The organism is Ruegeria sp. AN11, assembly GCF_056536005.1.
Map to the genome: position 1 here is coordinate 3,817,841 of NZ_JBQFJD010000001.1, position 23,636 is coordinate 3,841,476.

The following is a 23,636-nucleotide window of genomic DNA, read 5'->3' on the forward strand; positions in this document are numbered from 1 at the left end:
TGCAAGTGTGAGTGTTATGACTATTCAGGACGACCCATTACAGCCCGGCCCGCAAGGCAGCTCTGCCTATCAGAGATTGCTGGACGAGATCCGCGAAGGGTCGTTGTTGCCTGGTGAACGACTGCGGGAGATTGAGCTGTCCGATCGGCTGGGCGTCAGCCGAACGCCGGTCCGCGAAGCCATCCGTCAACTTGAGGCCGACGGGTTGGTCACGCATGTCCCACGATTGGGCGCGACGGTCCGCAGCCTGGATTACGCCGAGGTCATGGAACTGTACGAGATGCGCGCCGTGCTTGAAGGCACTGCAGCGCGCCTTGCTGCGCGGGCCGCGTCGGACGTGGAACTGGACGAGCTTGAGGTTTTGAATGAGCGTCTGGCCGAGGCGGGAACAGGTCCGGATGCGGCGCGGATCAACCGGATTTTTCACGCAACGCTACTGGATGCGGCCAAGAACCGGTTTCTGGCAAAATCCATGCTGTCCTTGCAAAAGGCTTTGTTGATCCTTGGCCCATCGCAACTGCTGGACAGCGATCGGGCTGAGGCTGCCGTGGCCGAACATCGCCGTATCATGGCCGCCCTCAAAACACGTGACGGGGCGGCAGCCGAGACGGAAATGCGAGCGCATATCCAGGCTGCGCAACGCATGCGCATTCGCGCATTGCAGGAACGAGATCGCACCAGCGATCAAGGCCAATAGGACAACCGGAAATGGCCCCTCAAACCGAAGCTTATGATATTGCAGTGATCGGCGGGGGAAATGCCGCCCTCTGCGCCGCGATGACGGCAGCCGAGGCGGGCGCCCGTGTCCTGATCCTGGAGGCAGCACCGAAACCCTATCGCGGTGGAAACTCGCGCCACACCCGCAACTTTCGCTGCATGCACTCGGGCCCATTGGGCCCGCTTGTCGAAGCGTATGGCGAGGACGAATACCTGTCCGATCTTTTGAAGGTGACCGACGGACAAACTGACGAGCGTCTCGCACGGCTGGCGATCCGCACTTCCGAGGAATGCCTGCCTTGGATGGAAGAACACGGGGTCCGGTTCCAGCCGTCGCTTTCGGGGACCCTGTCGCTGGCGCGAACAAATGCGTTTTTCATGGGTGGTGGCAAGTCTCTGGTTAATGCGTATTACAGAACAGCGGCAGGGCTGGGCGTTGAAGTGCTGTACGAGGCTGCCGTCACCCATCTGGAACTGAATGGCGACAGGGTCGAATGGGTCGACTATACCCACGAGGGGCAGTCCCAACGCATCGCACCCAAGGCGGTCATTGTTGCCTCGGGCGGGTTTCAGGCCGACACCGATTGGCTGACCCGTGCCTGGGGACCGGCGGCGCAGAACTTCCTGGTCCGTGGTACGCCCTATAATCGCGGTGTGGTGCTGGCCGATCTGCTGGACCAAGGTGTCGAGAGTGTCGGCGACCCGACCCAATGCCACGCCGTTGCGATCGACGGACGCGCGCCCAAGTTTGACGGTGGCATTGTCACCCGTCTTGATTGCGTGCCGTTCTCCATCGTCGTGAACAAGAACGCCGAGCGGTTCTATGACGAGGGCGAGGATGTCTGGCCCAAGCGTTACGCGATTTGGGGTCGTCTGGTGGCGGCCCAGCCGGAACAGGTGGGCTACGTGATCATCGACGCCAAATCGCTGAACCTGTTCATGCCGTCTGTTTTCCCGCCGCTTCAGGCTGATACTCTGGATGAACTGGCCGAAATAATGGACCTGCCTGCCGGAAAGCTGAAGGCAACGGTCGCCGAATTCAATGCCGCCTGTGGCGACGGCAGCGGCTTCCATCCAACCGAGCTGGACGGGGTTTCCACATCCGGCCTGACACCACCAAAGACAAACTGGGCTCGCCCAATTTCGGAACCGCCGTTCTATGGGTATTCGCTGCGCACCGGTGTGACCTTCACCTATCTGGGGCTCAAGGTCGACGAGACGGCACAGTGTTCGACCCCTAACGGCAAGATCAGGAACCTTTGGGCAGCCGGGGAAACCATGGCCGGTTCGATCCTGGGGCAGGGGTATCTGGCCGGATTCGGCATGACCATTGGAACGGTTTTCGGACGTATCGCAGGACGTGAGGCCGCCGCTTATGCAAACTGAACTGATACAGGAAGCCCGCCGTCAGGCCGAGATTTGCAATGCCTGCCGGTATTGCGAGGGTTACTGCTCGGTTTTCCCGTCATTGCACGCCGAGCGCGCGTTCTCGGATGGCGACATCACACAACTCGCCAACCTCTGTCACAATTGCAGGGGATGCTATTATGCCTGCCAGTACACCGCCCCGCACGAGTTTGATCTGAACCTGCCTGCTGCTTTGGCCGAAGTGCGCCGGGACAGTTGGGAAAGCTTCGCCTGGCCCCAGCCTTTGGCGCGTCGCTTCCACACCCAAGGAGGGGCAATTGCGCTTGCGCTGGTCCTCGGATTTGCCGCGCTGTTTTGGGCGATCCGGGCAATCGGGTCTTCTGGCGGCGAAGGTTTCTATGCGGTTCTTTCCCACAATGCGATGGTGGCGATCTTTACGCCCGCCTTCCTGCTGCCGCTGTTCAGCATCGCCATCAGCTTGCGCCGCCATTGGCGTGCGGTTGACGGAAAGTCAGTCCAATGGGCCGATCTGACAGCGGCGTTCAAACACGCCGGGACGATGCAGGATCTTGCCGCCGGCCATGGCGAAGGCTGCAATTTCGAAGATGAAGACCGGTTCAGCCATGCTCGCCGACACATGCATCAGGCGATCATGTATGGGTTCCTGCTTTGCTTTGCCTCAACCTCGGTGGCGACAGTGATGCATTACGGCTTTGGCCTGCATGCATCCTACGGATTCTGGTCATTACCCAAGCTGCTTGGCGTCTCAGGCGGTATCCTGTTGACCATCGGCTGTGGCGGCATGGTCATGTTGAAGCAGAAATCGGATCGTGACCTTGGCGACACCTCCGCGTGGGGTGGAGAAATGGGCTTTACCCTGTTGCTGGGGTTTGTTGGCCTCAGCGGCCTTGTCCTCTACGTGCTCGGCTCGACCACAGTGATGCCCGCTCTTCTGGCCATCCATCTGGGGTCGGTTCTGACCTTCTTCCTGCTGATGCCCTATACCAAGATGGCACATGGGTTCTATCGCCTCGCCGCACTTGTCAGAGATGCACAGAGGAAGCGCGGCACATAAATGGTTCGCACCAGCCGCTGCTTGCGCCCTGGATGGAAGGTGGAAAGGGTCCGGTCAGCGGGCTCTGGTCCTGAACAGGAGCAGGAACACGAACGCCGATCCGATTGAGGTTGTCACGATCCCGACAGGCAATTCCTGCGGGGCCAGCAACAAACGGCTGATAATATCCGAGCCTGTCAGCAATGCCGCGCCGACGAGAGCTGCGGTCGGCAGCAGATGGCCATGCAGCGGCCCCGCGATTCCGCGGGCGATGTGAGGGACCATCAGACCGACGAAACCGATGACACCTGCGACCGAGACGAACACCGCCGTTGCCAGCGCCGCAACAAAGAACATGCTAAACCGCAGTCCGCGCACGGGTACGCCGAGGGTAGAGGCAGTAAGGTCGCCGGTCAGCAGCGCGTCGAGCCAGCGGCTGCGGTAGAGAGAAAAGCTCAGGATCAGAAGCAGGCCTGCGCAGACCAGCGGAAACGTCTCCCAGCGGGCCAGGCCCAGACCGCCCAGCATCCAGAAAATCACGGAATGCGCGGCGCGGCTGTCGCCTGCAAAAATCAGGTAGTTGGTGATGGCCGAGAACAGGAACGAAACCGCAAGCCCGGCCAGGATCAGTTTTTCGGGCGCGCTTGTGCGTAAACCGTGAACCAGCGCCAGCACGATGCCCGACGCCACAAGCCCGCCGCAGAACGCGGCCAACGGCAGGGTCCAAAAGCCCAGCACGTCGCCGGTCACGGTGATCACGAACACGGCGCCGGCCGCCGCACCCGAGGACAGGCCGAACAGGAAAGGATCAGCAAGATCGTTGCGGGTTGTGGTTTGCAGGACGACGCCGACGATGCCCAACCCGGCGCCGATTACGGCCGCGAACAGGGCGCGCGGCAGGCGCAAATCAAACACGATCCGGTGCAACGGCGACATTTCCCCGTCACTCAGACCTGTTCCCAGCAAGACAGCGGTGAACGTGTCGGAAACCGGAATGGATGTGGTGCCGTAGATGGTTGAGATCAGCAAAAGGGCGGCCAGAACGACCGCCCCCAGCAGAAGTGTCAGGCCAAGTCGACCCATATCAGTTGAGATCCGGATGCATGGCCTGCGCCATTTTCAGGATCGCCTCGATATTTGCCGGTCCGGGGGTAAGTTCCTCGTACCGCAGGCCAATCCAGGCCTCGTTCTTGACGGCATCGGTCTGGGACATCACCGGATGCTCCTGCAGAAATTTGAAGGTATCCTCGGCGCCGTTGCCGGTCTGGTAATCCAGCAGCACCAGAAATTCGGGGTTGGCGGCCGCCACCGTTTCCCACGAGGTGCGGCCCCAGCTTGTATCCATGTCATGGGTCACGTTTTCACCGCCCGCTGCGGAAATCATCGCATCGGGAATGGCAAACTTGCCCGCGGTGAAGGGCGCATCAGCCGGACCATCCAACAGGAAAACGCGCGGTTTGGGCAGATCGGCGGTCCGGGTTTCGATCTCGGTCAGTTCTTCTTTCCAACCATCAACCAGTTCCTTCGCCTTGTCTTCGACCTGCATGACCTGGCCCAGGCGCAGAACGTCATCAAACAGCAGGTTCATGCTGGCTTCGGGGCGGTCCTTGTCCAGATGCACGCAGCTTTCGGACAGGATCAAGGTCTTGATGCCAAAGGGTTCCAGCGTGTCAGGGGTCACGTCTCCGCCCGGCTTCATCCCGTAATACCAGCCCGCGAAGAACATATCGGGTTCGGCGGCCACAAGGTTCTCGACCGTTGGGTATTTGGGCGCAAGCTCGGGAATGTCGCCGCGCAGCGTATCGAATTCCGGGCTGGTCTTGTACCATCCGGTGATGCCGGTCAGCCCGACGATCTTGTCCTGCAGACCCAGCGCAAAGGTCATGTCGGTCATGTTCATATCGTGCACGACAATCCGCTCGGGCGCAGTTTCAAAAACCAGCGGCTTGCCGCAATTGTCGACGGCAATTTCTTGTGCCGACGCACCGCCTGCCAGGGCTGTGGTCAGGACCACCGACCAGATCTGTTTCATTCAAAGATGCTCCTAGGGTTAGTTTGAGACCGAGGTTTTTCGGATATCCAGCGCCGGAATCACGCGGCCCTCATGGTGAAAGTACAGGTAGTCGACGCCAAAGGTTTCCCGAACCTGGTCCGAGGTCAGCACATCGGCCACGGGACCAAAGCCCGTGAGCCGCGCGGATTTCATCATGGCCACATGGGTGGCGAATTCGGGGATCATGACGAGGTCGTGGACGATCATAACCACCGTGATGCCCAACTCGGCAACCAGCGACAGCATCCGCCCCTTGGCGTCGGGGTCCAGATGGTTTGTCGGTTCGTCCAGAAACAAAAGCGAAGGGTTCTGTGCCAGAGCGCGCGCAATATGCGCACGTTGACGTTCACCCCCGGAAAGTACGCCCATTCGTTTGTCCGCCAGATCACTCAGACCTGTCAGGTTCAAAACCCTGTCCAGTTCGGCGGCGTGGCCCTCTTTCGACCGATCAGCCCGGATCGGGATTTGCCCCAAGGCCACATATTCCCGCAAAGACAGTCTGCTATCCGGCAGTTCGTGCTGACTGACAACAGCGATCATTCGGGCGCGCTCGTTGGCGGGCATGTGTTTCAGGCTGCGCCCATTGATCAAAACGTCGCCCAGCACCAGTTCGGCCGTGCCGCACAACAGGTTCAGAAGCGTCGTCTTCCCGGCCCCGTTCGGCCCGGCAATTGCAAGGATTGCGCCTTCTTCCAGTTCAAAAGACGCCGCTTGCAGCAGAACATCACCATTCAGCGCATAGTATTCGACGTCACGCACGGCAAGAAATGCAGAGGTCGTCATGAAGGCTCCTCCAAAATCATTCGGGGCAAACGGGAAAGGGTTTTGTCAAAAAGCGCGCTCGGCCTGTCGGACGCGCATGTCCATCCATCGGCACTGTTCTGATATTGCAACGCGAATTCGGCCAAGGCCGCGATGTCATGCGGGGTCCGGATGTCACCGAACAGGTATTGGGCTTTGCCGGCGGCCTGAAACCCAACAGTTGTCGGCTGCGCACACCCGGCCATGCAATCGACCGTGCGAATGGCAAACCCGGAAGGTAGCGCATCTGACAAAGAAGAGCGTATTTTGTCCGCAGACAAATCACCGTTGCATGTCGAACAGATCAGAAGAATATGATCAGTGGCGTCTGACATGGTCCGCTCCACTTGTTGCCAAGCGCGGACAGAAGGTGCTGATCATGTAAACACGTGACTGACGTGCCATCTAAGCCTCCTTCCAGGGCGCCCCGCCCTGGGTTGGTTGAACACTGATGGCAGGTCTCCTGACTCGCGGGTCCTTGCTTGGCCTTCCTTCCCGGCCTATTCGGCCAGTGGGTGTTTGGCGTCGCTCACCGCTTACAGTTGCGGGGGCAGTTACGGACTTGGCCTTCAGGGCCGCACCGTATTCCCTTTTCATCCCTCGGGTCTTCCTTCGGGAACCATCTACTAGCTAAGTGCCTCAGACCCGGGCATGCGTCAATACAGAATTATTGGCAGGACAATCGGATCGGCTGGGCAGGGCGGTGTTCGAATTTCACCGCCCGAGGCTCTCGGATTCAGCGTAGGGGTTCAGTTTTCCAGCAGTTTTAAGACTTGCTCGCGCTCGGACAGGACCAGCAACAGGGCGAGATCGCCCGGTTCGATCTGATCCAGTATTGTCCTGCTCGCCTCGGTCGGGGAAGGCGCGCTCAGGATCTGCTCATCCCGAAGACCCTTGTCCATTGCCGCCTGCTTAATCAGCTTTGGAATCTCACCAAGGTTGCGTCCCCGCAGATAGCCCTCAAGCTCGGCAGCGACGACCACATCCGGCTGGAACCGCAAGGCCGTTTGCGTGACATCGATGATGTCCTGATCGGACCGGTCCCCGGCATGGCTTAGCAGTATGAAGCGGCGCTTTGCCGGAAGTCCGGACAAAGCCTCGCACACCGCTGCGACCGAATGTGGGTTATGCGCAAAATCGACAAAGACACGGGCGCCGTTATGTGAAAACTCGTTGCACCGGCCAGGATTATCTTTGGCGTCTGGCTTGAACCCGGACAATCCGGCGCGAATGGCCTTTATCGGGATATCGAGTGCGCGGGCCAGACACAGCGCAGTCATTGCGTTGAGAATATTGTACCTGGCAGCCCCGCCCATGGCGAGCGGCACATCGTGAACCGAAATCACCGGTTGTTCCGAGAAGCCATCGAAGAACACAATCATCTCGTCCCGCAGGAAGGCACAACAATGTCCTTGCTCGCGGGATTGTTGGATCAGTGCGTTTTTCTGGTCCAGCGAGAACCACCAGATCCTGCAGGACGTGTTCAGTGCCTCATCCCGGACATACGCGTCATCCGCGTTCAGGGCCAGAACGCCATCTTTCTTAAGGGTGCGGTGCACGGCGAACTTGGCCTGCGCCAACTCCGGAACCGTGTTGACGCCATACTGACCCAGATGATCATTGGCGACATTTGTGACAGCCGCAGCCGAGGCGGCATGGGTTGGAAGACCCCGGCGCAGGATTCCACCACGGGCAACCTCCAGACAGGCGACTTCAAGCCGCCGGTCGCGCAGCAGCATGCGCGCTCCGCCGGGGCCGGAATAATCACCACGGTCGAGGATGTCGTCGCCGACGCGGACAAACTCGGTCGAGGTCAGCCCGGCAACCTTGCCCGCCGCCCGGGCGATCGCCTCAAGCAGCCGGGTCGTTGTGGTCTTGCCATTGGTTCCGGTGATGAAGGCGACGGGGATGTTGTGCAAGGCGTCCCACTCGACTTCATCAGGCGCAGGCAGAGCGTTCCAAGCCCAGGTCCGGCTTCCGACCCCGTGGCCGATCGAAATCTCGTCGTCGTCACACAGGATATCGACGCCCCGCGCCGAGGCCGCCTGGATCAGGGCGATCAGGGCCGGATTTGCCTCTTTGGCCATGACGTCGCGGACGTTGGCGATCATCTTGTCGAAATCGCCGGGTGTTTCCCCGACCAGCGCCGCGGCACAGAAATGCCATGCGGTCTGGACCGCAAAGATCGCTGAATATAGCTGATCCATCGGCGCTGAAATCGCAAGGTTCACGCCGCCGGTGAATACCCGATATGTCAGCTTTTCCTGGTGCCAGCCGAGAGCATCCAGCACACGACGTGCATGATGCTGCCACAGCTCAATGACACGCGAAGACTGCTCCTGGTCAAAAAAGACGTCCATGATTGCGCCCGGGTGATCCCAGAGCAACCCGGGCCCGGTCAGCCGGCGCGCATCGTCTACCCGAAACGCGTCACTGGTCGCGCTGGGGATGGTCAGCGCGGTCTCAAGCTCTTCAATTCTGTCCATTCCGGTGCCCTCGGCTCAATCCGCGTCTTCGCTGATTTCGCGGGCCAGACGCACGCCGCGCTCGTCCCGGATCAGGGCCTGATCGCTGTCGAATATGTCCTCGAAAGAGGTCTCAACAGGGGCAGGCTTTCCGATTGCTTCAGCTTCAGGTGCGTCGCCATCCGAATTGAAGTAGATGATCTGTTTCCAGCAGCGGGTGGTGTCGTCGCCGAATATCACCAGCAGATCGCCGGGAGCTGCCATTTCAAGACCCGCCGTCACCGCTTCGACCTCATCAGGGATGATTGTGATCGCCTCATCCGGCGTGCCGCCTGCAATCAACGCCTGCCGCAGCATCTGAGGAATTTCGTCATGCCCGCGTCCGCGGCGGCGGTCGTCAGCCTTGCAGATGAAGTGGTCAAAATGACCGGCCAGCGCCGCGCCCGCATCCTCGACGTCCTCGTCACGACGGTCACCGGGCATCGATACGACGCACAGCCTGCGGCCCTTGATCTCTAGCTGGTCGGCCAGCGCCGCCATTGCCTTCAGGGCGGCGGGGTTGTGGCCATAATCCAGGATTACCTTGAACGGATGTTCGTCATAAACGTTCATCCGCCCCGGTGCCTGGAAATAGCTGGTGTCAAAGGTCCGCAGCCCGTGGCGGATGTTGTCCAGATCAACGCCAAAACTATAGGCCATGGCGGCAGCAAACATGGCGTTCTGCACGTTGAAGATCGCCTTGCCTTCCAGTGTCGCCGGGATCAGGTGCGACCAGAGCACGGGGATATGCAGGCCATTGTCGTATATGGTCAGCATGTCGCCGTTCATGCCTTTTTCCAGCACGATGGCCTTGCCGCCTTCCTTGATATGTTCTTTCACAAGACTGTGGCCGGGATTGGTTGTGACATAGAAGATCTGACTTGCCCCGGCATAATCCGCCATCTTCAGGCAGTTGATGTCGTCGGCGTTCAGAACGGCCGTATCCGTGGCGCTTTCCACCACGACGCGTTTGACCACGGCAAGCTCTTCGACCGTGTTGATGCCACCCAGCCCCAGATGGTCGGCGGATACGTTCAGACAGGCGGCCACGTTCGAGCGTTGATAGCCCAGGCCCGAACGCACCAGCCCGCCACGCGCGGTCTCCATCACGGCGAAATCGACCATCGGATCGCGCAGCACGATCTGGGCCGACTTGGGCCCGGTCATGTCGCCCTTGACGCTCAGCTTGCCATCCACATAGACCCCGTCGGTCGAGGTCATGCCAACGGTCTTGCCGCTGGTTTTCATGATATGGTTCAACATCCGCGATGTTGTGGTTTTCCCGTTGGTTCCCGTGATTGCCGCAATGGGGATGCGTGTCTTGTCCCCGACCGGGAACAGCATGTCGATCACCCGACCGGCAACATCGCGCGGTTGGCCTTCGGACGGAGCCACGTGCATCCGGAATCCGGGGGCTGCGTTCACCTCGACAATCGCGCCGCCGATATCCTTGTAGGACTTGGTGATGTCGTCGATCAGAAAATCGACACCGCCTACATCCAGCCCAACCGCCATGATGGCGCGTTCAGCCATGTCGCGGTTGTCGGGATGAACCACATCGGTCAGGTCGATGGCCGTGCCGCCTGTGGACAGGTTCGCGGTAGAGCGCAAATAGAAAACCTCGCCCTCCGGCAAAACGGTTTCTTCGGTCACTCCGGCGTTTTCCATCAGGCGTTTGGCCTGATTGTCGATCTCCAGCATGGTCAGCACTTTTTCGTGCCCGATGCCCCGGCGCGGGTCCTGGTTCACGATGGCGACCAGTTCAGCAATCGTATGCTTGCCATCCCCCATCACATGACCCGGAACCCGTTTGGCGACGGCGACCAGCTTGTTGTTGACCACCAGCATCCGGTGATCAAATCCTGTAATGAAGCTTTCAACCAGAATGGCGCGGCTTCGCGAGTGTTCCTTGGCCTCGGCAAAACCGGCCTCGACCTCGGATTCCGAGTTCAGATTGATCGATACTCCGCGGCCGTGATTGGCATTCAGCGGTTTGACCACCACCGGAAATCCGATCCGGCCAGCTGCTTTTGCGGCTTCGCGGGCCGAATAGACCATGCGCTGTTGTGGCACCGGCAGACCCAGATCGTTCAGCAGATTGTGGGTATCTTCCTTGTCGCAGGAAATCTCGACCGAGATATGTTTGGTCTCGGACGTGATGGTCGCCTGAATGCGTCGCTGATACTTGCCATGCCCGAACTGAACCAGCGATCCTTCGTTCAGGCGGATCCATGGAATGTCACGTTCTTCGGCGGCCTTGACCAACGACCCGGTCGAGGGACCGAATTCCTTGCGTTGGGCACGCAGAACAAAGCTGCGCAACTCGTCGTCCCAATCGAAATCGGGATCGAAATCATAGTCCAGGGCTTCCTTGAGGTTTTGCGGCAGCAGGTGCATCAGCAGGCGCATGGCCAGTTTCCCGGCATCAAGTCCCACGTCGCGCTGGCGGTATTCGTAGACCATATTGTACTGGCCGGGTTCGCCCGTGCCCCGCGTCCGGCCAAATGTCACATCCGTGCCGGCCACGTTCTGAACCTCGATGGCGCAATGTTCCAGCACGTGACCCAGCCAGGTGCCTTCATCCTCGCGCAGACGGCGGATAAAGCCGCCGGGCTCGCGATAGGAACAGCCATGCTCGGCAAGGCCGGGGAGGGCCGCGACCAACGCGTCGATGAATTCGGGGCCTATTCGGGCCGAGGGCCAATCTTCCAACAATCCCAGATCAATGACGTGTCGAATAACCGGAAAACTTGCCCAGACGTTGGGACCGACGAAGACATTGGTAGAGATTATTTTCATAAGGCTCCTCGTTTATTAATTGTTCATTTCCCCCCGGAGGCGTCCTCGTCGCCGGACAAATCGGGCAAGGTGCAGAACGCCATATGCTCATCTGGCGGAAAAGCCTGGCGAGCCATCAGGTCATAACGGCACCCTTCGCCCAGAACGTCAAGCCGAAGACCTAAAAGGCTCAGTGCTTCGCCCCGGCGTGCATCCCACATCGAGGAATGCGTCAGATGGCTGGCATCCACGACCGTGACCGTGCCGCTGCCAACAACCTCCAGGACGTTGTCGGGGCCAATAAAGGCGGCGGTGTCCTCGTCAATTCCAAGGCCGATCAGAAAAGGGTTGAAAGATGAGGCGGTTAGAAGGCGCCCCAGCCGATTGCGCTGGGTAAAATGCTGGTCGATGATCACCGCGTTGGTCAGGCCCATGCCCGGTGCAAGCGTGATGTTGCCTTCGGCGGGGGCCGAGTTGCTGCTGCCTCCGGCGACCATATGCTCGGACATGATCGACGCCCCGGCAGAGGTTCCGGCAACCGGCACGCCCGCCGCATTCCGGCGGCGGATTTTCTGCGCTACCAGCGTTCCGCCGAGAATCGCGGACAGGCGCAACTGGTTGCCACCAGTCATGAAAATACCGGTCGCCCGGTCCAGCATTCCGGCGTAATCGGGGTTGTCACAGTCGGCGCGGCGCGAGATGGGCAGGAATTCGACCTGACCCGCGCCAAGCTCGGAAAAGATGCGGTTATAGTCCGGCCCCGTTTCTTCCAGCATCGAGGCGGTCGGGATCACAACGATGTCGGCATCCGCGCCGCCTGACAGCTCCACGAACTTGCGGTGGATCTGCATTTCCTTCACGCGGTCTTCGCCGCCACCAATCGGAATGATGAACCCGCGAGGGGTGTCTGCATCAACGGGTGCAGGGCACATGTCAAGATTACCTTCTTCGTCCTGAAGCGGGGCAGCCGCCGGGGCCGCACAGGCGCTTATATCTGTTCATACATGCCGCGCCGGGCTATCTGGGCGCTGCGGACATGCCATTCCCCCCGCGCCATCACATGCCGTATGCCAAGGTTTTCGTCAAGAACCACCAGATCGGCGTCTTTTCCGTTGCTCAACCGGCCTTTTCCATGCAATTTCAGCAGGTCGGCGACATTTGATGTCAACGGGCGCAGAGCCTCATCCAGAGGTACGCCCATGCCCACCATCTCGGCCAGCGTTTCGGGCAATGTGTCAGACAGGCCAACGCCAAAACGGGTCAGATTGCCCTCATGGTCGAATGCGGGCAGGCAGCCGCCACCATCGGAGCTGATGGTGAAGCGGTCTGTCCGCCCGCCGGCATCACGAAACTGAACATAGGCTTCGGCAGCGGAAATGCCTGGATCGACATGCGCGCAGGGAAAGGCCGTGGCATCAATGAAACAGCCATGACGGGCAAGGGCGACGGCCTGTTCGAACAGCGGCTTGTTGCGGTTGACATGGGTCGGATTGAAGACCCGGGCCGGAATTTCGCTGGTCTCGATCGCCTGTTCCAGCATCGAAAGCCCGCGCACGCCATCCCCCATATGGCAATGAACGATCCCGGCCTTGCCTGTCATCAACCCTGCAACATGCGCCTCGCTGGCAATGCGCAGGAACTCGTCCAGTGTCGGCTGGCTGGAGCGATGATCGCTGATCGCCAGTTCACCGACACCGATGACCGGGTCAAGGAACACGATGTCGCCACGGGCGGACCCGGTCAGCGTGGTCAGCGGGACGTGATAGCCGCCCGTGTGGCACCAGGCCGAAAGTCCTTCTGCGCGAAGACCGTAGGCTTGCTGCACCAGTGTCTGCGTATTGCGGGTCAGATCGTCGGTCCCCAAAACCCCAACGACCGAGGTGACGCCCGCCCGCGTGAACGAGGACAATACCATCGGCGGCACTCGGCTGGCAGGTCCGGTTTCGCCGCCCCCACCCGTGATGTGGGCATGGCCGTCGATCAGACCGGGCACAACCGGCGCGCCTTCGGCATCCAACACGTCAACCTGCAACGGCCCGCCCAGATCAGGCAGGTCCCGGCCCAGATAAACGATCTGTCCGGCAGCGACCAAAAGATGACCGATCCCAAAGGGCTCGGGGGTAATAAGATTGGCATTCCTGATCAGGGTCAGCATATTTGCGGTCCGTCATATACAAAACGAACGTTCTTTATTTGACCCTTTCGCAAAGCTCAAACAATTCCGTGCGATTACCTGTGGATCATGTTCCGCCAGATTCAGTTCAGGAAGGTTTCGATTTTGTCCAGGGTGGCAACATTGACAGCCACCCCATCGGTCTGTGACGCAGCGCGCTTCGCGCCGCGACCGTCCCCCGGAAGATGGGCGCCCGACTGCGCCCTGATTGCATCTAACAGCGCGCCTATCCCAGTGGCGAAACTGTCGCCGGATGTGGCGGCGGGATCGATTGCAATAAAGAACTGGCCGGTCTTGGGTGGGCCACCGGCGGTACCCGAAAACGGCGATGCATGGATGCCCAGTGTGGCTCCGGTCAGCGCGGCGGCCATGACCTCGGTCAGCAATGCAACGCCCACGCCCTTGTAGCCGCCGGACGGCGCCATCGAGCCTTTGAGGCCGACATTGGGGTCGGTTGTCGGGTTGCCATCGGGATCCAGCGCCCAGCCGACAGGAATGGCCTTGCCTTCGCGCGCGTGTTTCATCACTTCGCTTTTGGCGATGGTGCTGGCGCTTTGATCAATCAGCAGCGATGGCTGCCCGTCCGGGCCGGGAACCGCAACCGAGAACGGGTTGGTGCCAACCACAGGTTTCGATCCTCCGGATGGTGCGATCGAAGCGGGGGCGTTGGTAAAGCCCAGACCCACCAGACCGGCCTGCGCCAGCCGATATGTATGATATCCCAGAACACCGCAGTTATAGCTGTTGCGGATTGCAAGCACTGCCACGCCCTGCTCGCGCGCAGCCTTTGTCAGCGCCTCGAACCCGAGATCGATGGCGGAATGTGCAAAACCCGTCGCCGCGTCGACGTTGATGACACCGGGGCGCGGGCGGGTCAGAACGGGCTCGGCCCGACCATCCACCTTGCCGCACTGCACATGCTCGCAATAAATCGGGATATAGGCGAGGCCGTGGCTTGCAACACCATCCGCTTCGGTTGCAGCGGTGGCCACTGCCAGCGGGCGGGCGTTGGCCTCGGTGGTGCCCGCAGCGACAAGCGCGCGAAAGGCCAGATCTTCGATTTCTGCGAGGGTCAGGGTGCGGGTCTCGATCATGGGTTTCTCTTCAGTCATTGTCGGAAAGCCCGGCACCAGCACCCAGAAGGCGGGAGGCTTCGGTGGCGGGGGCGTAGGTGCGGTGGGCAAACCTGTTCAGGGTCTCCCAATCGCTTGGGTCTGGGATGGCGCGGGATCGCTGTGGCGCGATGCTGGTCAAATCGCCGCTTGGACGGATTTCAACGCGATCGGCACGATTGGGCAGCGCATCGGAGGTTGAAACAACGGCTCCGTCAGTAACAATCTCAGCGCCATCGCAGGTGATTTCAACACAAGACTCCAGTCGACGTGCTGCATAGGCCGCAAACGGCACCAGAAGCAGTGGGCATTCGACTTGCCGCAACACTATAGGGTCTGACTTCAGAATATGCGCGCTGTCGGACAGATATGCGCCGTTTGACAGTGGGCACGGACCGCGTTCGCCTGACCGGATCGTTTCTTGTTCCAGCAGCCGCGCCATAGTTCCGATACCGTCCAACCCCTGCGCGCAAAGCCAGCGCGTTGCCTTGCCGGCTTCCTCGGCCAGTCCCCAACTGTAGCCCGCGCCGCGTGCGGCCCGTTTGGCCGTGGCCTCAACCTCGTTCAGGGAATAGCTCATTCCACAGCCTCCGGGTAAACCCACAGATCCGCCGTTTGAGGCGTCAATTCCTCGGGGTAGGGCGCGCCGGAATACATGCAGATGCGAACCCATCGGTCTGACCGCGGATCGAAATGGGTTGCCCCGAAAAACGAGAGTTTGGCACGCAACATGTCGATGGGGAGAACATCTGCACTGATCGTATTGTCACGGATTTCGCCGTAGGGTGCGATGCATGACATCTGAGCCCGTCGAACCGTATGCCGGTGTTCCGGGTGTTGCAGCAGAAACTCAGCGATGGGTGCGTTGTCCTGCCAACTGGCTAGCTGCTGGCAGGCAAGCGCCGCATCCCGCGCTGGGGCCAGCGGTTGTTCATAGTCCGAGATCGGCTCTTCGAACCGCTCACCCAATCTGGGTTCCAGCTTTTCTTCCGAGACATACCAGGCCCGGGCGCAATTCTGCGGGTTGGTCCAATCAACATCCAGTGCCCAGTCAAAGCTTTCGCGGATCAGCGAACGGACCTGTTTCACCGTCATCGCGCCGTCGATCAGATGCGCCTGCGTGTTGCTGTCGGCCATGCAGCTTGCCAATCCATCCACAAGCTCGGGGTAGGGTTCCATGATCAGCGAGACGACCAGTTCCTGACCTTCTTCGCTGAGCGTGTTCTCTGACCAGCGCACAAGCCGGTCCCAGGGTTGGTTCTGCGTCAGGTCATCCTGTTCCAGATAGTCCGAGATGGCCTTCAGATCAGCGTTCAGAGTCGCCAGTTTTTCAATCTGTATCGGGTGATCCGACCGCCACCATGAGGTCGACAGCATGCTGCGGTCAAAGATGTTCAGGAATTTTTGAACTTCGTCGCTGGATGCAGTTTCGATGCCGCGCACGCGGGCGATGGCCTCTTCCCGTGCCATGATCCAGTTGTTGAACAGGATCGGATGGTTGACGATAAACGGCGCCATTCCCAACCCTGTGGAATTGCCGATGCCCAGCCAGCGTGCGATTTGCGGGTCAAGCACCGCAGCCTGTCCATTGCCTTTGACATTCGCCATATGCTGTACCAGATCGCGCACAAAAACCCGGGTCAGGTAGACTGACAGCATCTCGATCTGGAACGGGCCACTAACTTCGGAACGATCTGCCGTTATTTCGCGATCGGCCGCGCCGAACTTGCCGGAACCATAAACCGCCGTGGTCCGCATCAGATAGCCGACCTTGTAAATCTGCTCCAGCTCGGGCTGTTGTCCGGCGGCAAGACTGTCGACAACATGGGTCCACAAGCGAACGGACCGGTTGGCCCGCGACAGGGACAGTTCGCTTTCGCTGACGCGCCCCGCCTCTTGCAGCGGGACATTCCTTGACAGTCGCGCGATATCCTCGGACGTCGGAACCCCGTCAAACAGTGTGAAAGTGGCATCCCACGCCTCGGCAATCACCCGGTCCGAGCGTTGTTCGGGCGGCAGGTCATGGGCAAACGCGACCAGAGAATACGCGCGCTCGGGACCGCAAGCGGTATAAACCGCATGGCCGACACCGTTGTCATCAATCTCAAAGACCGGGCGAGAGAAAACCCAGGCCTCCTCCGCCATGCGCCGCGTCAGTTGCCGCATGAAGCTGAGGCGACATTGATGCAGCGAGCCCAGGCGGGAAAGGCGCATCACCTTCGCAGGATCACGTCGCGCGATATGAGAGGCCGGGGGTGTCATGCGTGTTGAGGTCCGAAGCTTTCATTAAAGAACCGATACCAGTTACCGCCCATGATACCGGCAATTTCGTCTTCGCTCATGCCGACGGTACGCAATCCGGCCTCGATGTTGCCGAAATCGCGATTGTCGCGGAACCAGTCCGGCATCGGCGGAAAGCCGGGATTGCTGGCCGAGCCTTCGCCGTAATCGATCTCTTTCGTCCAGCGCCCTACACGCATCCATTCGACCACACTGTCGGGCTGGTCCTGGCACAGATCGGTGCCGATCCCCAGATGCTGAACGCCGTATGTGTCGGCGGTACGCGCGATCATCTCACAGAAACTTTCAATCGTGCATGCGGATTTGTCTTTCAGGTGATGAGGGTAGACCGAAAAGCCGAGCATCCCACCATTTTCCGTCACCGCACGAATAACCTCCGCGCGCTTGTTGCGCAGGGCCGGAGACCATTCGTGCGGATTGGCGTGAGTGATGGCAATGGGACGCTCGGACAGTTCGGCGGCCTCGATAGTCGACCGGTCTGCCGAATGGCTCATGTCGACCACAAGGCCAACGCGGTTCATCTCTTTGATGACCTGTTTGCCCATGCGGGTAATGCCGGTGTCTTCGGCCTCGTAACAGCCGGTCGCCAGAAGAGACTGGTTGTTGTACGTCAGTTGCATGAACCGCGCACCAAGGTCATGCAGGATTTCCACCAGCCCGATATCGTCCTCGATGGGGCTGGGGTTCTGAAATCCGAAGAACACTGCCGTCCGGCCGGTATCGCGGGCTGTGTCGATGTCGCTGGCCCAACGGCCTTTCATGATCAGGTCCGGATACTGCTCGAACCAGCGGTTCCACTTTTCAAAGTTCAGAACCGTTTCGCGAAAGTTCTCGTGATACGAAATGGTGACGTGGATCGCGTCCACACCACCTTCGCGCAGTTGGCGAAAAATCTTTTCCGACCAGTTGGCGTATTGCAGCCCGTCAATCCGCATCAGACGGGACCCGCGCTGATATAGGCTGTTTTGACGGTGGTGTAGAATTCGGCCGCCGCCTTGCCCTGTTCACGCGGGCCATACGAGCTGTCGCCGCGCCCGCCAAATGGCACGTGATAGTCGGTTCCGGCGGTGGGCAGGTTGACCGTGACAACACCGGTACGTGCATTGCGGCGGAAGTGTGTGGCGCGGGCCAGCGACTTGGTCACAATACCCGAGGTCAGGCCAAAATTGGTGTCGTTCACCACGCTCAGCGCTTCGTCATAGCTGCCGACTTTGATGACGCTGGTCAGGGGCGCGAACATTTCCTCTCGGTTGATGCGCAAATCGTTGGTCGTGTTCAGGAACACGCCGGGGGACATGTAGAACCCGTCATGCGGCATATCGAGCAACTGGCCACCACAGGCAAGCTCGGCGCCTTCGGATTTGCCAAGCTCCACATAGCTCAGGTTTTCCTTGAGCTGCTGCTGACTGACAACCGGCCCCATCTGCACCCCATCCTGCAGGGCATGGCCGACCTTCATGGCCTTCGCACCGGCCACGAGCTTTTCGACAAACGCATCATGCACACCGGCATGAACGACCAGACGCGAAGACGCAGTGCATTTCTGGCCGGTGCCCCCAAAAGCGCCGCCAAGCGCCAGTGTGACGGCCAGATCCAGATCAGCGTCATCCATCACCGCCAGAGCGTTCTTGGACCCCATCTCCATCTGCACCTTGGTCAGGTTCTGGATGGCGGCAGCAGCGATGCCCTTTCCGACCGGAACCGAACCGGTGAACGAGATTGCGTTCACCTTTGGGCTTTCCACCAGCCGTTGGCCAATGGATCGGCCTGAGCCCATGACAAGGCTGAACAGACCCTTGGGGATGTCCTGCCGTTCAATGATTTCGGTCAGGGCCACAGCCGAGGCCGGTGTGATGTTCGCGGGCTTCCAGACAACCGCGTTGCCATAACACAGCGCCGGGGCGATCTTCCACGAAGCGGTCGCGGTTGGGAAATTCCACGGGCTGATGATGGCCACGACGCCAACCGCTTCGCGGCGTACGTCAATCTCGACACCCGGCCGGACACTGTCTGCATTTTCACCGATCTGACGCAGGCATTCTGCGGCGTAATAGGTAAAGAACTGGCCTGCGCGATAGACCTCGCCCTTGCCCTCGGCAAGCGGTTTGCCTTCCTCTCGTGATAGCAGCGTGCCCAACTCTTCGGCGCGCGACATCAGCTCATTCCCGATATTCATCAGAACGGCTTGCTTGCGCTCCGGCAGATAGGCCTCCCATTCGGCCTGCGCAACGCGCGCCTGATCCAGTGTCGCGTCCAACTGGTCCGGGCTGGCCTGCGCGAACATGCCGACCAGATCGCTCAGGTCCGAAGGGTTGCGGTTTTCAATTTCGCTTTCTCCCGCCAGCCATTCGCCGGCGATCAGGTTCAGTTTGGTCACAATGCGCCCCAGAGTCGAAAAACAGGATTTCTGACAGGATGGCTTTTTGCAGCAACATCAGTCAAACTCAAATAAATGAAGAAAACTTCAGGAATCTTGAACCATGGCAATCAAGATCGAAACTTTGCGGTGTTTTTGCGCCGTTGCCCAAACCGGTCAGCTGAATGAAGCCGCCGACAGGCTTGGGCGGACGCAATCCGCCGTGTCGATGACATTGAAGCAATTTGAGGAACACCTCGGCAAAAAACTGTTCGAGGGCGAGCGCAAGAACCGTCTTTCACCTTTGGGGCAGCAGGTGTTCGAGCTTGCACTGAAACAGGTTCGTCAATTCGATCAAACCGTGCAGAACATCGAAGCGGCAGCGGATGCCGAACACGGCCTGTTGCGGATCGTTTCGGTCCCGTCGGTTGCGGCGCTGGTTTTCCCGGCGGCGCTGGCGCATATGACGCAGCGGTTTCCCGGCTTAAAGATCGAACTGCGCGATACGGATACTCAGCAGGTGCTTGATGCGCTGGTCGAGGGCAAGGCTGATATCGGAATTGCCTCGGGCCACCACGCACTGAACGGGTTCCGGGCGATTGCCCTGTTCGAAGACCTGTTCGGATTGGTTTGCGCGTCGGACCATCCGTTGATCAAAGCTGAAGCCGCACCGACAATTGATGATGTCGCATCGGCTCCGTTTATCCGGAACGCATTGTGCGGCCTGATCCGCTCGCCGCGATTTGTGCAGGCCATCGAAGGTGCGGATGTCACCATCCACAACACACACTCGCTTGTAACGATGGTGCGCACAGGCAGATGGGTGACGGTTCTTCCGCAAACCGTTGCCCGGTTCATCCCCGAGGCGACGGCCTTCCGGCCCATTTCGGACCTTGCAGACAAAAGGCAGGTCTATCTTTATGTCAGCGAACGGTCACGGTTTCAGGACATGACTGAAGAGATCAGTGCCTTCATTCAGGGCCTTGATCTGGGAGGCGGGCAATGATGACGCGGAAGACATGATGACTACAAACGCACCACAGTCTTGCAATGGAGACCCCCGCCGATGCCTGCCTGCAGGACCGTCGGAAGTCTCCAAAAAAACTCAGGACTTATAGGGGTCAGACAGTGCCGGCAGAACGGTTCCGACGCAATCACCGAACCCGATGACATACCCATCCCCTTTGGCCGCACCTTTCAGAGTCAGTGTGTCACCGTCCTCGATGAAACTGCGTGTCTCTCCGCCGTCCAGCGTAAGTGGTTCCTTCCCACCCCAGCTGAGTTCCAGCAAGGATCCACGTTCGGCTTTTGTCTCGCCCGAAATCGTCCCTGACCCAAGCAGATCACCTGCATTCATCGGACAACCCGATGTGGAGTGATGGGCCAACTGTTGCGCAGCGGAATAGTACATCTCGTTGTAGTTCGTTCGCGCGATGGTGGTGGCTGCCTTGCCTTCGGGCGCCATCGTGACCTCCAGCTCGATGTCATAGAGCATCGGGCCGCAATCCTTGAGGTGATCCAACAATTCGAACTCACGCTCCGGTGTGTCACACCGGAAGGGTTCAAGCGCTGCCTTGGTGACGATCCACGGGCTGATCGAAGTCGCGGTGGCCTTGGCCTGAAACGGGCCCAGCGGCTGGTATTCCCATGCCTGAATATCGCGCGCGGACCAGTCATTCAGCAGGACATAGCCGAAAATGTGGTCATCTGCCGTCTGAACCGAGATCGGACCATCGGACGGAGTGCCGACAATTGCCCCCATTTCAAGCTCGATATCGAACCGGCGGCTGGGCAAAAATGCCGGTAGATCCTGATCGGGCGATTTGAGCTGCCCCCAAGGGCGGCGAATATCGGTGCCCGAAACCACCACGGATGAGGCGCGCCCGTTATAACCGATCGGGATATGCAGCCAGTTCGGCGGTAACGCATTTTCGGGGCCACGGAACATTGTCCCGACGTTGAAGGCGTGATTCCGGCCCGCGTAGAAATCGGTGTATTCGCTGACCGCAAAGGGCATGTGCAACTCGGCCTCATCCTGTCGCACCAACAGTGGCTGGACCTTTGCCTGTTCGTCCGACCCGTCGGCCAGCAGGGCGGTCAGCCGATCGCGCAATGCGCCCCAGACGGCCGGGCCTTCCTCCATCACCGGGTTCCAAAAGGGCAAATCGAAAAGCGGCTCGTCACCCAAGTTGATCAGACCTTCGGCCTCGGCAGAGGTGACGTCCAGGATCATGTCTCCGATGGCGACGCCGCAACGGGGTTCTTCACCCTCGGTCGAAAAGACCCCATAGGGCAGGTTGTTCAGCGGAAACGGGTGCGTCGCGTCATTGGCCGAAGCCACCCAGGATTTTTTCAAAGGCATGGTCTGTCCTTTTTTGTGTCTTGTGGCGTGATGCCGCCGTTATGCTGTCGGGCGGAGGGACTTCAACCCAAGCAGTATTGCCGCCAATATCATGAAAATGCCGCCCGCCCGATCAAGCCAAAGCCGCGCCTGTCCACTGAGCCGTCTGGCCAGCCAGCTTGCGCTGCCGCCATAGGCCGAAAGGAACAGGCCGTCCATGACCAGATGGGTCGCCGACAAAACGGCAAACTGCGGCCAGAACGGGTAGGTGCCGTCGATGAACAACGGGAAAAGGGCGGCAAAGATCACTACGGCCTTCGGGTTTGCCGCAGACGTGATAAACCCTTGCGCCCAAGTTGATTTTCGGCTTGTTCTGACGGCTTTCTGAAGCGTCTTGCGTTCAGCCCGCAGGATGGATCGTGCGCCAAGAAAAACCAGATACGCCACGCCGAGCCATTTGATCACGGTCAGTGCAATGCCCGATGTGGCAATCAGCGTCGCCAGCCCAAGACCCGCCGCCAGCATTTGCAGCAGATTTGCCGTCAGATCCCCCGCTGCCGTGAACAGACCCCGAGAAAAGCCGTTGGCCGCCGAGTTTGACAGCATCAGCAACTGGCTCGGCCCCGGAGTGCTCATCAACAGCAGGACGGTTCCGACATAGGTGATCCAGATGTCCAGGCTCATGGCTGACTACTTCTTTCCAGGCGTTCCATCGAACTTTTTCTCAAGCGAAGTCCAGCAATCGATGTAGTCATCCTGCAAGGGCGCCTTGTTGGCTGCGAAGGGTGTCAGATGCTGCGGGAACCGCGTTTCGAACATGAAGGACATGGTGTTGTCCAGCTTGTCCGGACCCAGGTTGGAATTCGATGCTTTTTCAAAGGCATCCTTGTCGGGTCCATGTGGCAGCATCATGTTGTGCAAGCTCATGCCGCCCGGAACAAAGCCCTGCGGTTTGGCGTCGTACTGACCGTAGATATTGCCCATCAGTTCGGACATGATGTTCTTGTGATACCAGGGCGGGCGGAACGTATCCTCCATCACCATCCAGCGTTCGCGGAACAGAACAAAGTCGATATTGGCCGTGCCGAGTTGCCCGGACGGGGCGGTCAGGACGGTAAAGATCGACGGATCGGGATGGTCGAATAGGATTGCGCCGACAGGGCAGTAATTGCGCAGATCGTATTTGTAGGGCGCGTAGTTTCCATGCCAGGCCACGACGTCCAGCGGGCTGTGCCCGATCTTTGTCGTGTGGAACTGTCCGCACCATTTGATGGTCACCGTCGATGCCGTCTCGCGATCTTCAAAAGCCGCAACAGGTGCCTTGAAATCGCGGGGATTGGCCATGCAGTTCGCGCCGATGGGGCCGCGGCCGGGAAGTTCGAACTTCTGCCCGTAATTTTCGCAGACAAAGCCGCGCGCCGGGCCTTCCAGCACTTCGACCCGATAAACCAGACCGCGCGGCAGGATGGCGATCTCTTTCGGCTCCAGGTCGATGATGCCCAACTCGGTCGCAAAACGCAGACGGCCTTCCTGCGGCACGACCAGCAATTCGGAATCGGCGGAATAGAAATAGTCATCCACCATGGACTCGGTGACCAGATAGATATGGCTCGCCATTCCGACTTGCGTGTTTACGTCGCCTGCTGTCGTCATGGTGCGCATTCCGGTCAGCCAGGTCAGCTTCTCCTGAGAATGCGGGACCGCGTCCCAGCGATACTGGCCCAGGCTGATCACATCCGGATCAACACAGGGTGCAGATTTCCAGTGCGGCAGGTCGATCTTTTCATAACGGTGTGAATGCTTGACCGAAGGGCGGATGCGATAACACCAGGTCCGCTCGGGCGGGTTGGCGGTAAAAGCTGTGCCGCTTAACTGTTCGCCATAAAGGCCATAGTTGCATTTCTGTGGGCTGTTCATGCCCTGCGGCAGCGCACCCAGCAAAGCCTCGGTTTCGAAGTCGTTGCCAAAGCCGGGCATGTAGCCCGCGTGCGTCCCGACCGGAGTGATGGCCTGGGTCAGTTTGTGTGGATCAGTCGGACGGTTCATCCTGTGTTCCTCCATTTGCTGCTTGTCGGGTA

20 protein-coding genes and 1 riboswitch are annotated in these 23,636 nt (G+C 59.6%); of the genes, 4 read left to right on the forward strand and 16 right to left on the reverse strand.

Features of this window, described 5'->3' with window-relative positions; genetic code table 11:
* The first annotated feature begins 16 nt into the window (after positions 1 to 16).
* Genes ACR3EQ_RS18845 through tcuB form a run of 3 tightly spaced genes read left to right on the forward strand, consistent with a single transcriptional unit; the run spans position 17 to position 3,160 of the window.
* A complete protein-coding gene (locus ACR3EQ_RS18845; protein ID WP_170614815.1) occupies positions 17 to 697 on the forward strand; it encodes a GntR family transcriptional regulator in 681 nt (226 codons plus the stop codon).
* A gap of 11 nt (positions 698 to 708) precedes the next feature.
* On the forward strand, positions 709 to 2,103 hold the full coding sequence (gene tcuA, locus ACR3EQ_RS18850; protein WP_480491581.1) for an FAD-dependent tricarballylate dehydrogenase TcuA: 1,395 nt from the start codon (positions 709 to 711) through the stop codon (positions 2,101 to 2,103).
* Positions 2,093 to 3,160: a tricarballylate utilization 4Fe-4S protein TcuB gene (tcuB, locus tag ACR3EQ_RS18855; protein ID WP_480491583.1), complete on the forward strand. Its 1,068-nt coding sequence runs from the start codon at positions 2,093 to 2,095 to the stop codon at positions 3,158 to 3,160. Before tcuA ends, tcuB begins: the two co-directional genes overlap by 11 nt.
* Positions 3,161 to 3,214: 54 nt before the next feature.
* Here tcuB and ACR3EQ_RS18860 read toward each other — a convergent pair whose 3' ends face one another.
* The 13 genes from ACR3EQ_RS18860 to ACR3EQ_RS18920 form a co-directional block, all read right to left on the reverse strand.
* Complete coding sequence (locus ACR3EQ_RS18860; RefSeq protein WP_170614812.1) at positions 3,215 to 4,222, reverse strand: iron ABC transporter permease; 1,008 nt, start codon at positions 4,220 to 4,222, stop codon at positions 3,215 to 3,217.
* Position 4,223: 1 nt separating this feature from the next.
* A complete protein-coding gene (locus tag ACR3EQ_RS18865; protein WP_480491585.1) occupies positions 4,224 to 5,171 on the reverse strand; it encodes an ABC transporter substrate-binding protein in 948 nt (315 codons plus the stop codon).
* A gap of 18 nt (positions 5,172 to 5,189) precedes the next feature.
* On the reverse strand, positions 5,190 to 5,975 hold the full coding sequence (locus ACR3EQ_RS18870; RefSeq protein ID WP_170614810.1) for an ABC transporter ATP-binding protein: 786 nt from the start codon (positions 5,973 to 5,975) through the stop codon (positions 5,190 to 5,192).
* The gene (locus tag ACR3EQ_RS18875) at positions 5,972 to 6,328 is read right to left on the reverse strand and encodes a DUF1636 domain-containing protein (RefSeq protein WP_170614809.1); all 357 of its coding nucleotides are present in this window, start codon (positions 6,326 to 6,328) and stop codon (positions 5,972 to 5,974) included. The genes ACR3EQ_RS18870 and ACR3EQ_RS18875 overlap by 4 nt, the downstream gene beginning before the upstream one ends.
* A 101-nt stretch (positions 6,329 to 6,429) precedes the next feature.
* Positions 6,430 to 6,632, reverse strand: a riboswitch (cobalamin riboswitch).
* Positions 6,633 to 6,742: 110 nt separating this feature from the next.
* The gene (locus tag ACR3EQ_RS18880) at positions 6,743 to 8,479 is read right to left on the reverse strand and encodes a Mur ligase family protein (protein WP_170614808.1); all 1,737 of its coding nucleotides are present in this window, start codon (positions 8,477 to 8,479) and stop codon (positions 6,743 to 6,745) included.
* A gap of 15 nt (positions 8,480 to 8,494) precedes the next feature.
* A complete protein-coding gene (gene cphA, locus ACR3EQ_RS18885; protein ID WP_170614807.1) occupies positions 8,495 to 11,296 on the reverse strand; it encodes a cyanophycin synthetase in 2,802 nt (933 codons plus the stop codon).
* Positions 11,297 to 11,319: 23 nt separating this feature from the next.
* A complete protein-coding gene (locus ACR3EQ_RS18890) occupies positions 11,320 to 12,207 on the reverse strand; it encodes a cyanophycinase (protein WP_170614806.1) in 888 nt (295 codons plus the stop codon).
* A 56-nt stretch (positions 12,208 to 12,263) separates the two neighbouring features.
* Positions 12,264 to 13,430 carry a beta-aspartyl-peptidase gene (gene iadA, locus ACR3EQ_RS18895; protein ID WP_480491588.1) on the reverse strand — a complete coding sequence of 389 codons (1,167 nt, stop codon included), beginning with the start codon at positions 13,428 to 13,430 and terminating at the stop codon, positions 12,264 to 12,266.
* Positions 13,431 to 13,531: 101 nt separating this feature from the next.
* Positions 13,532 to 14,542, reverse strand: a complete 1,011-nt coding sequence (locus ACR3EQ_RS18900; RefSeq protein ID WP_170614804.1) for an Ldh family oxidoreductase — start codon at positions 14,540 to 14,542, stop codon at positions 13,532 to 13,534.
* Between the two features lie 10 nt (positions 14,543 to 14,552).
* Entirely contained in the window at positions 14,553 to 15,140 is a 588-nt protein-coding gene (locus ACR3EQ_RS18905) for a DUF3726 domain-containing protein (protein WP_170614803.1), read from the reverse strand.
* Entirely contained in the window at positions 15,137 to 16,822 is a 1,686-nt protein-coding gene (locus ACR3EQ_RS18910) for a hypothetical protein (RefSeq protein ID WP_170614802.1), read from the reverse strand. The genes ACR3EQ_RS18905 and ACR3EQ_RS18910 overlap by 4 nt, the downstream gene beginning before the upstream one ends.
* A complete protein-coding gene (locus ACR3EQ_RS18915) occupies positions 16,819 to 17,796 on the reverse strand; it encodes a membrane dipeptidase (protein WP_170614801.1) in 978 nt (325 codons plus the stop codon). Before ACR3EQ_RS18915 ends, ACR3EQ_RS18910 begins: the two co-directional genes overlap by 4 nt.
* A complete protein-coding gene (locus ACR3EQ_RS18920; protein ID WP_170614800.1) occupies positions 17,796 to 19,238 on the reverse strand; it encodes an aldehyde dehydrogenase family protein in 1,443 nt (480 codons plus the stop codon). The genes ACR3EQ_RS18915 and ACR3EQ_RS18920 overlap by 1 nt, the downstream gene beginning before the upstream one ends.
* Before the next feature lie 103 nt (positions 19,239 to 19,341).
* Between ACR3EQ_RS18920 and ACR3EQ_RS18925 the strand changes: the two genes are divergently transcribed.
* Positions 19,342 to 20,223 carry a LysR family transcriptional regulator gene (locus tag ACR3EQ_RS18925; RefSeq protein ID WP_170815753.1) on the forward strand — a complete coding sequence of 294 codons (882 nt, stop codon included), beginning with the start codon at positions 19,342 to 19,344 and terminating at the stop codon, positions 20,221 to 20,223.
* Between the two features lie 99 nt (positions 20,224 to 20,322).
* Here ACR3EQ_RS18925 and fahA read toward each other — a convergent pair whose 3' ends face one another.
* Genes fahA through hmgA form a run of 3 tightly spaced genes read right to left on the reverse strand, consistent with a single transcriptional unit; the run spans position 20,323 to position 23,604 of the window.
* The gene (fahA, locus tag ACR3EQ_RS18930; RefSeq protein WP_480491591.1) at positions 20,323 to 21,579 is read right to left on the reverse strand and encodes a fumarylacetoacetase; all 1,257 of its coding nucleotides are present in this window, start codon (positions 21,577 to 21,579) and stop codon (positions 20,323 to 20,325) included.
* Positions 21,580 to 21,618: 39 nt separating this feature from the next.
* On the reverse strand, positions 21,619 to 22,242 hold the full coding sequence (locus tag ACR3EQ_RS18935) for a LysE family translocator (RefSeq protein WP_480491593.1): 624 nt from the start codon (positions 22,240 to 22,242) through the stop codon (positions 21,619 to 21,621).
* 6 nt (positions 22,243 to 22,248) lie between these two features.
* On the reverse strand, positions 22,249 to 23,604 hold the full coding sequence (hmgA, locus tag ACR3EQ_RS18940; RefSeq protein WP_480491594.1) for a homogentisate 1,2-dioxygenase: 1,356 nt from the start codon (positions 23,602 to 23,604) through the stop codon (positions 22,249 to 22,251).
* Positions 23,605 to 23,636 lie beyond the last annotated feature (32 nt).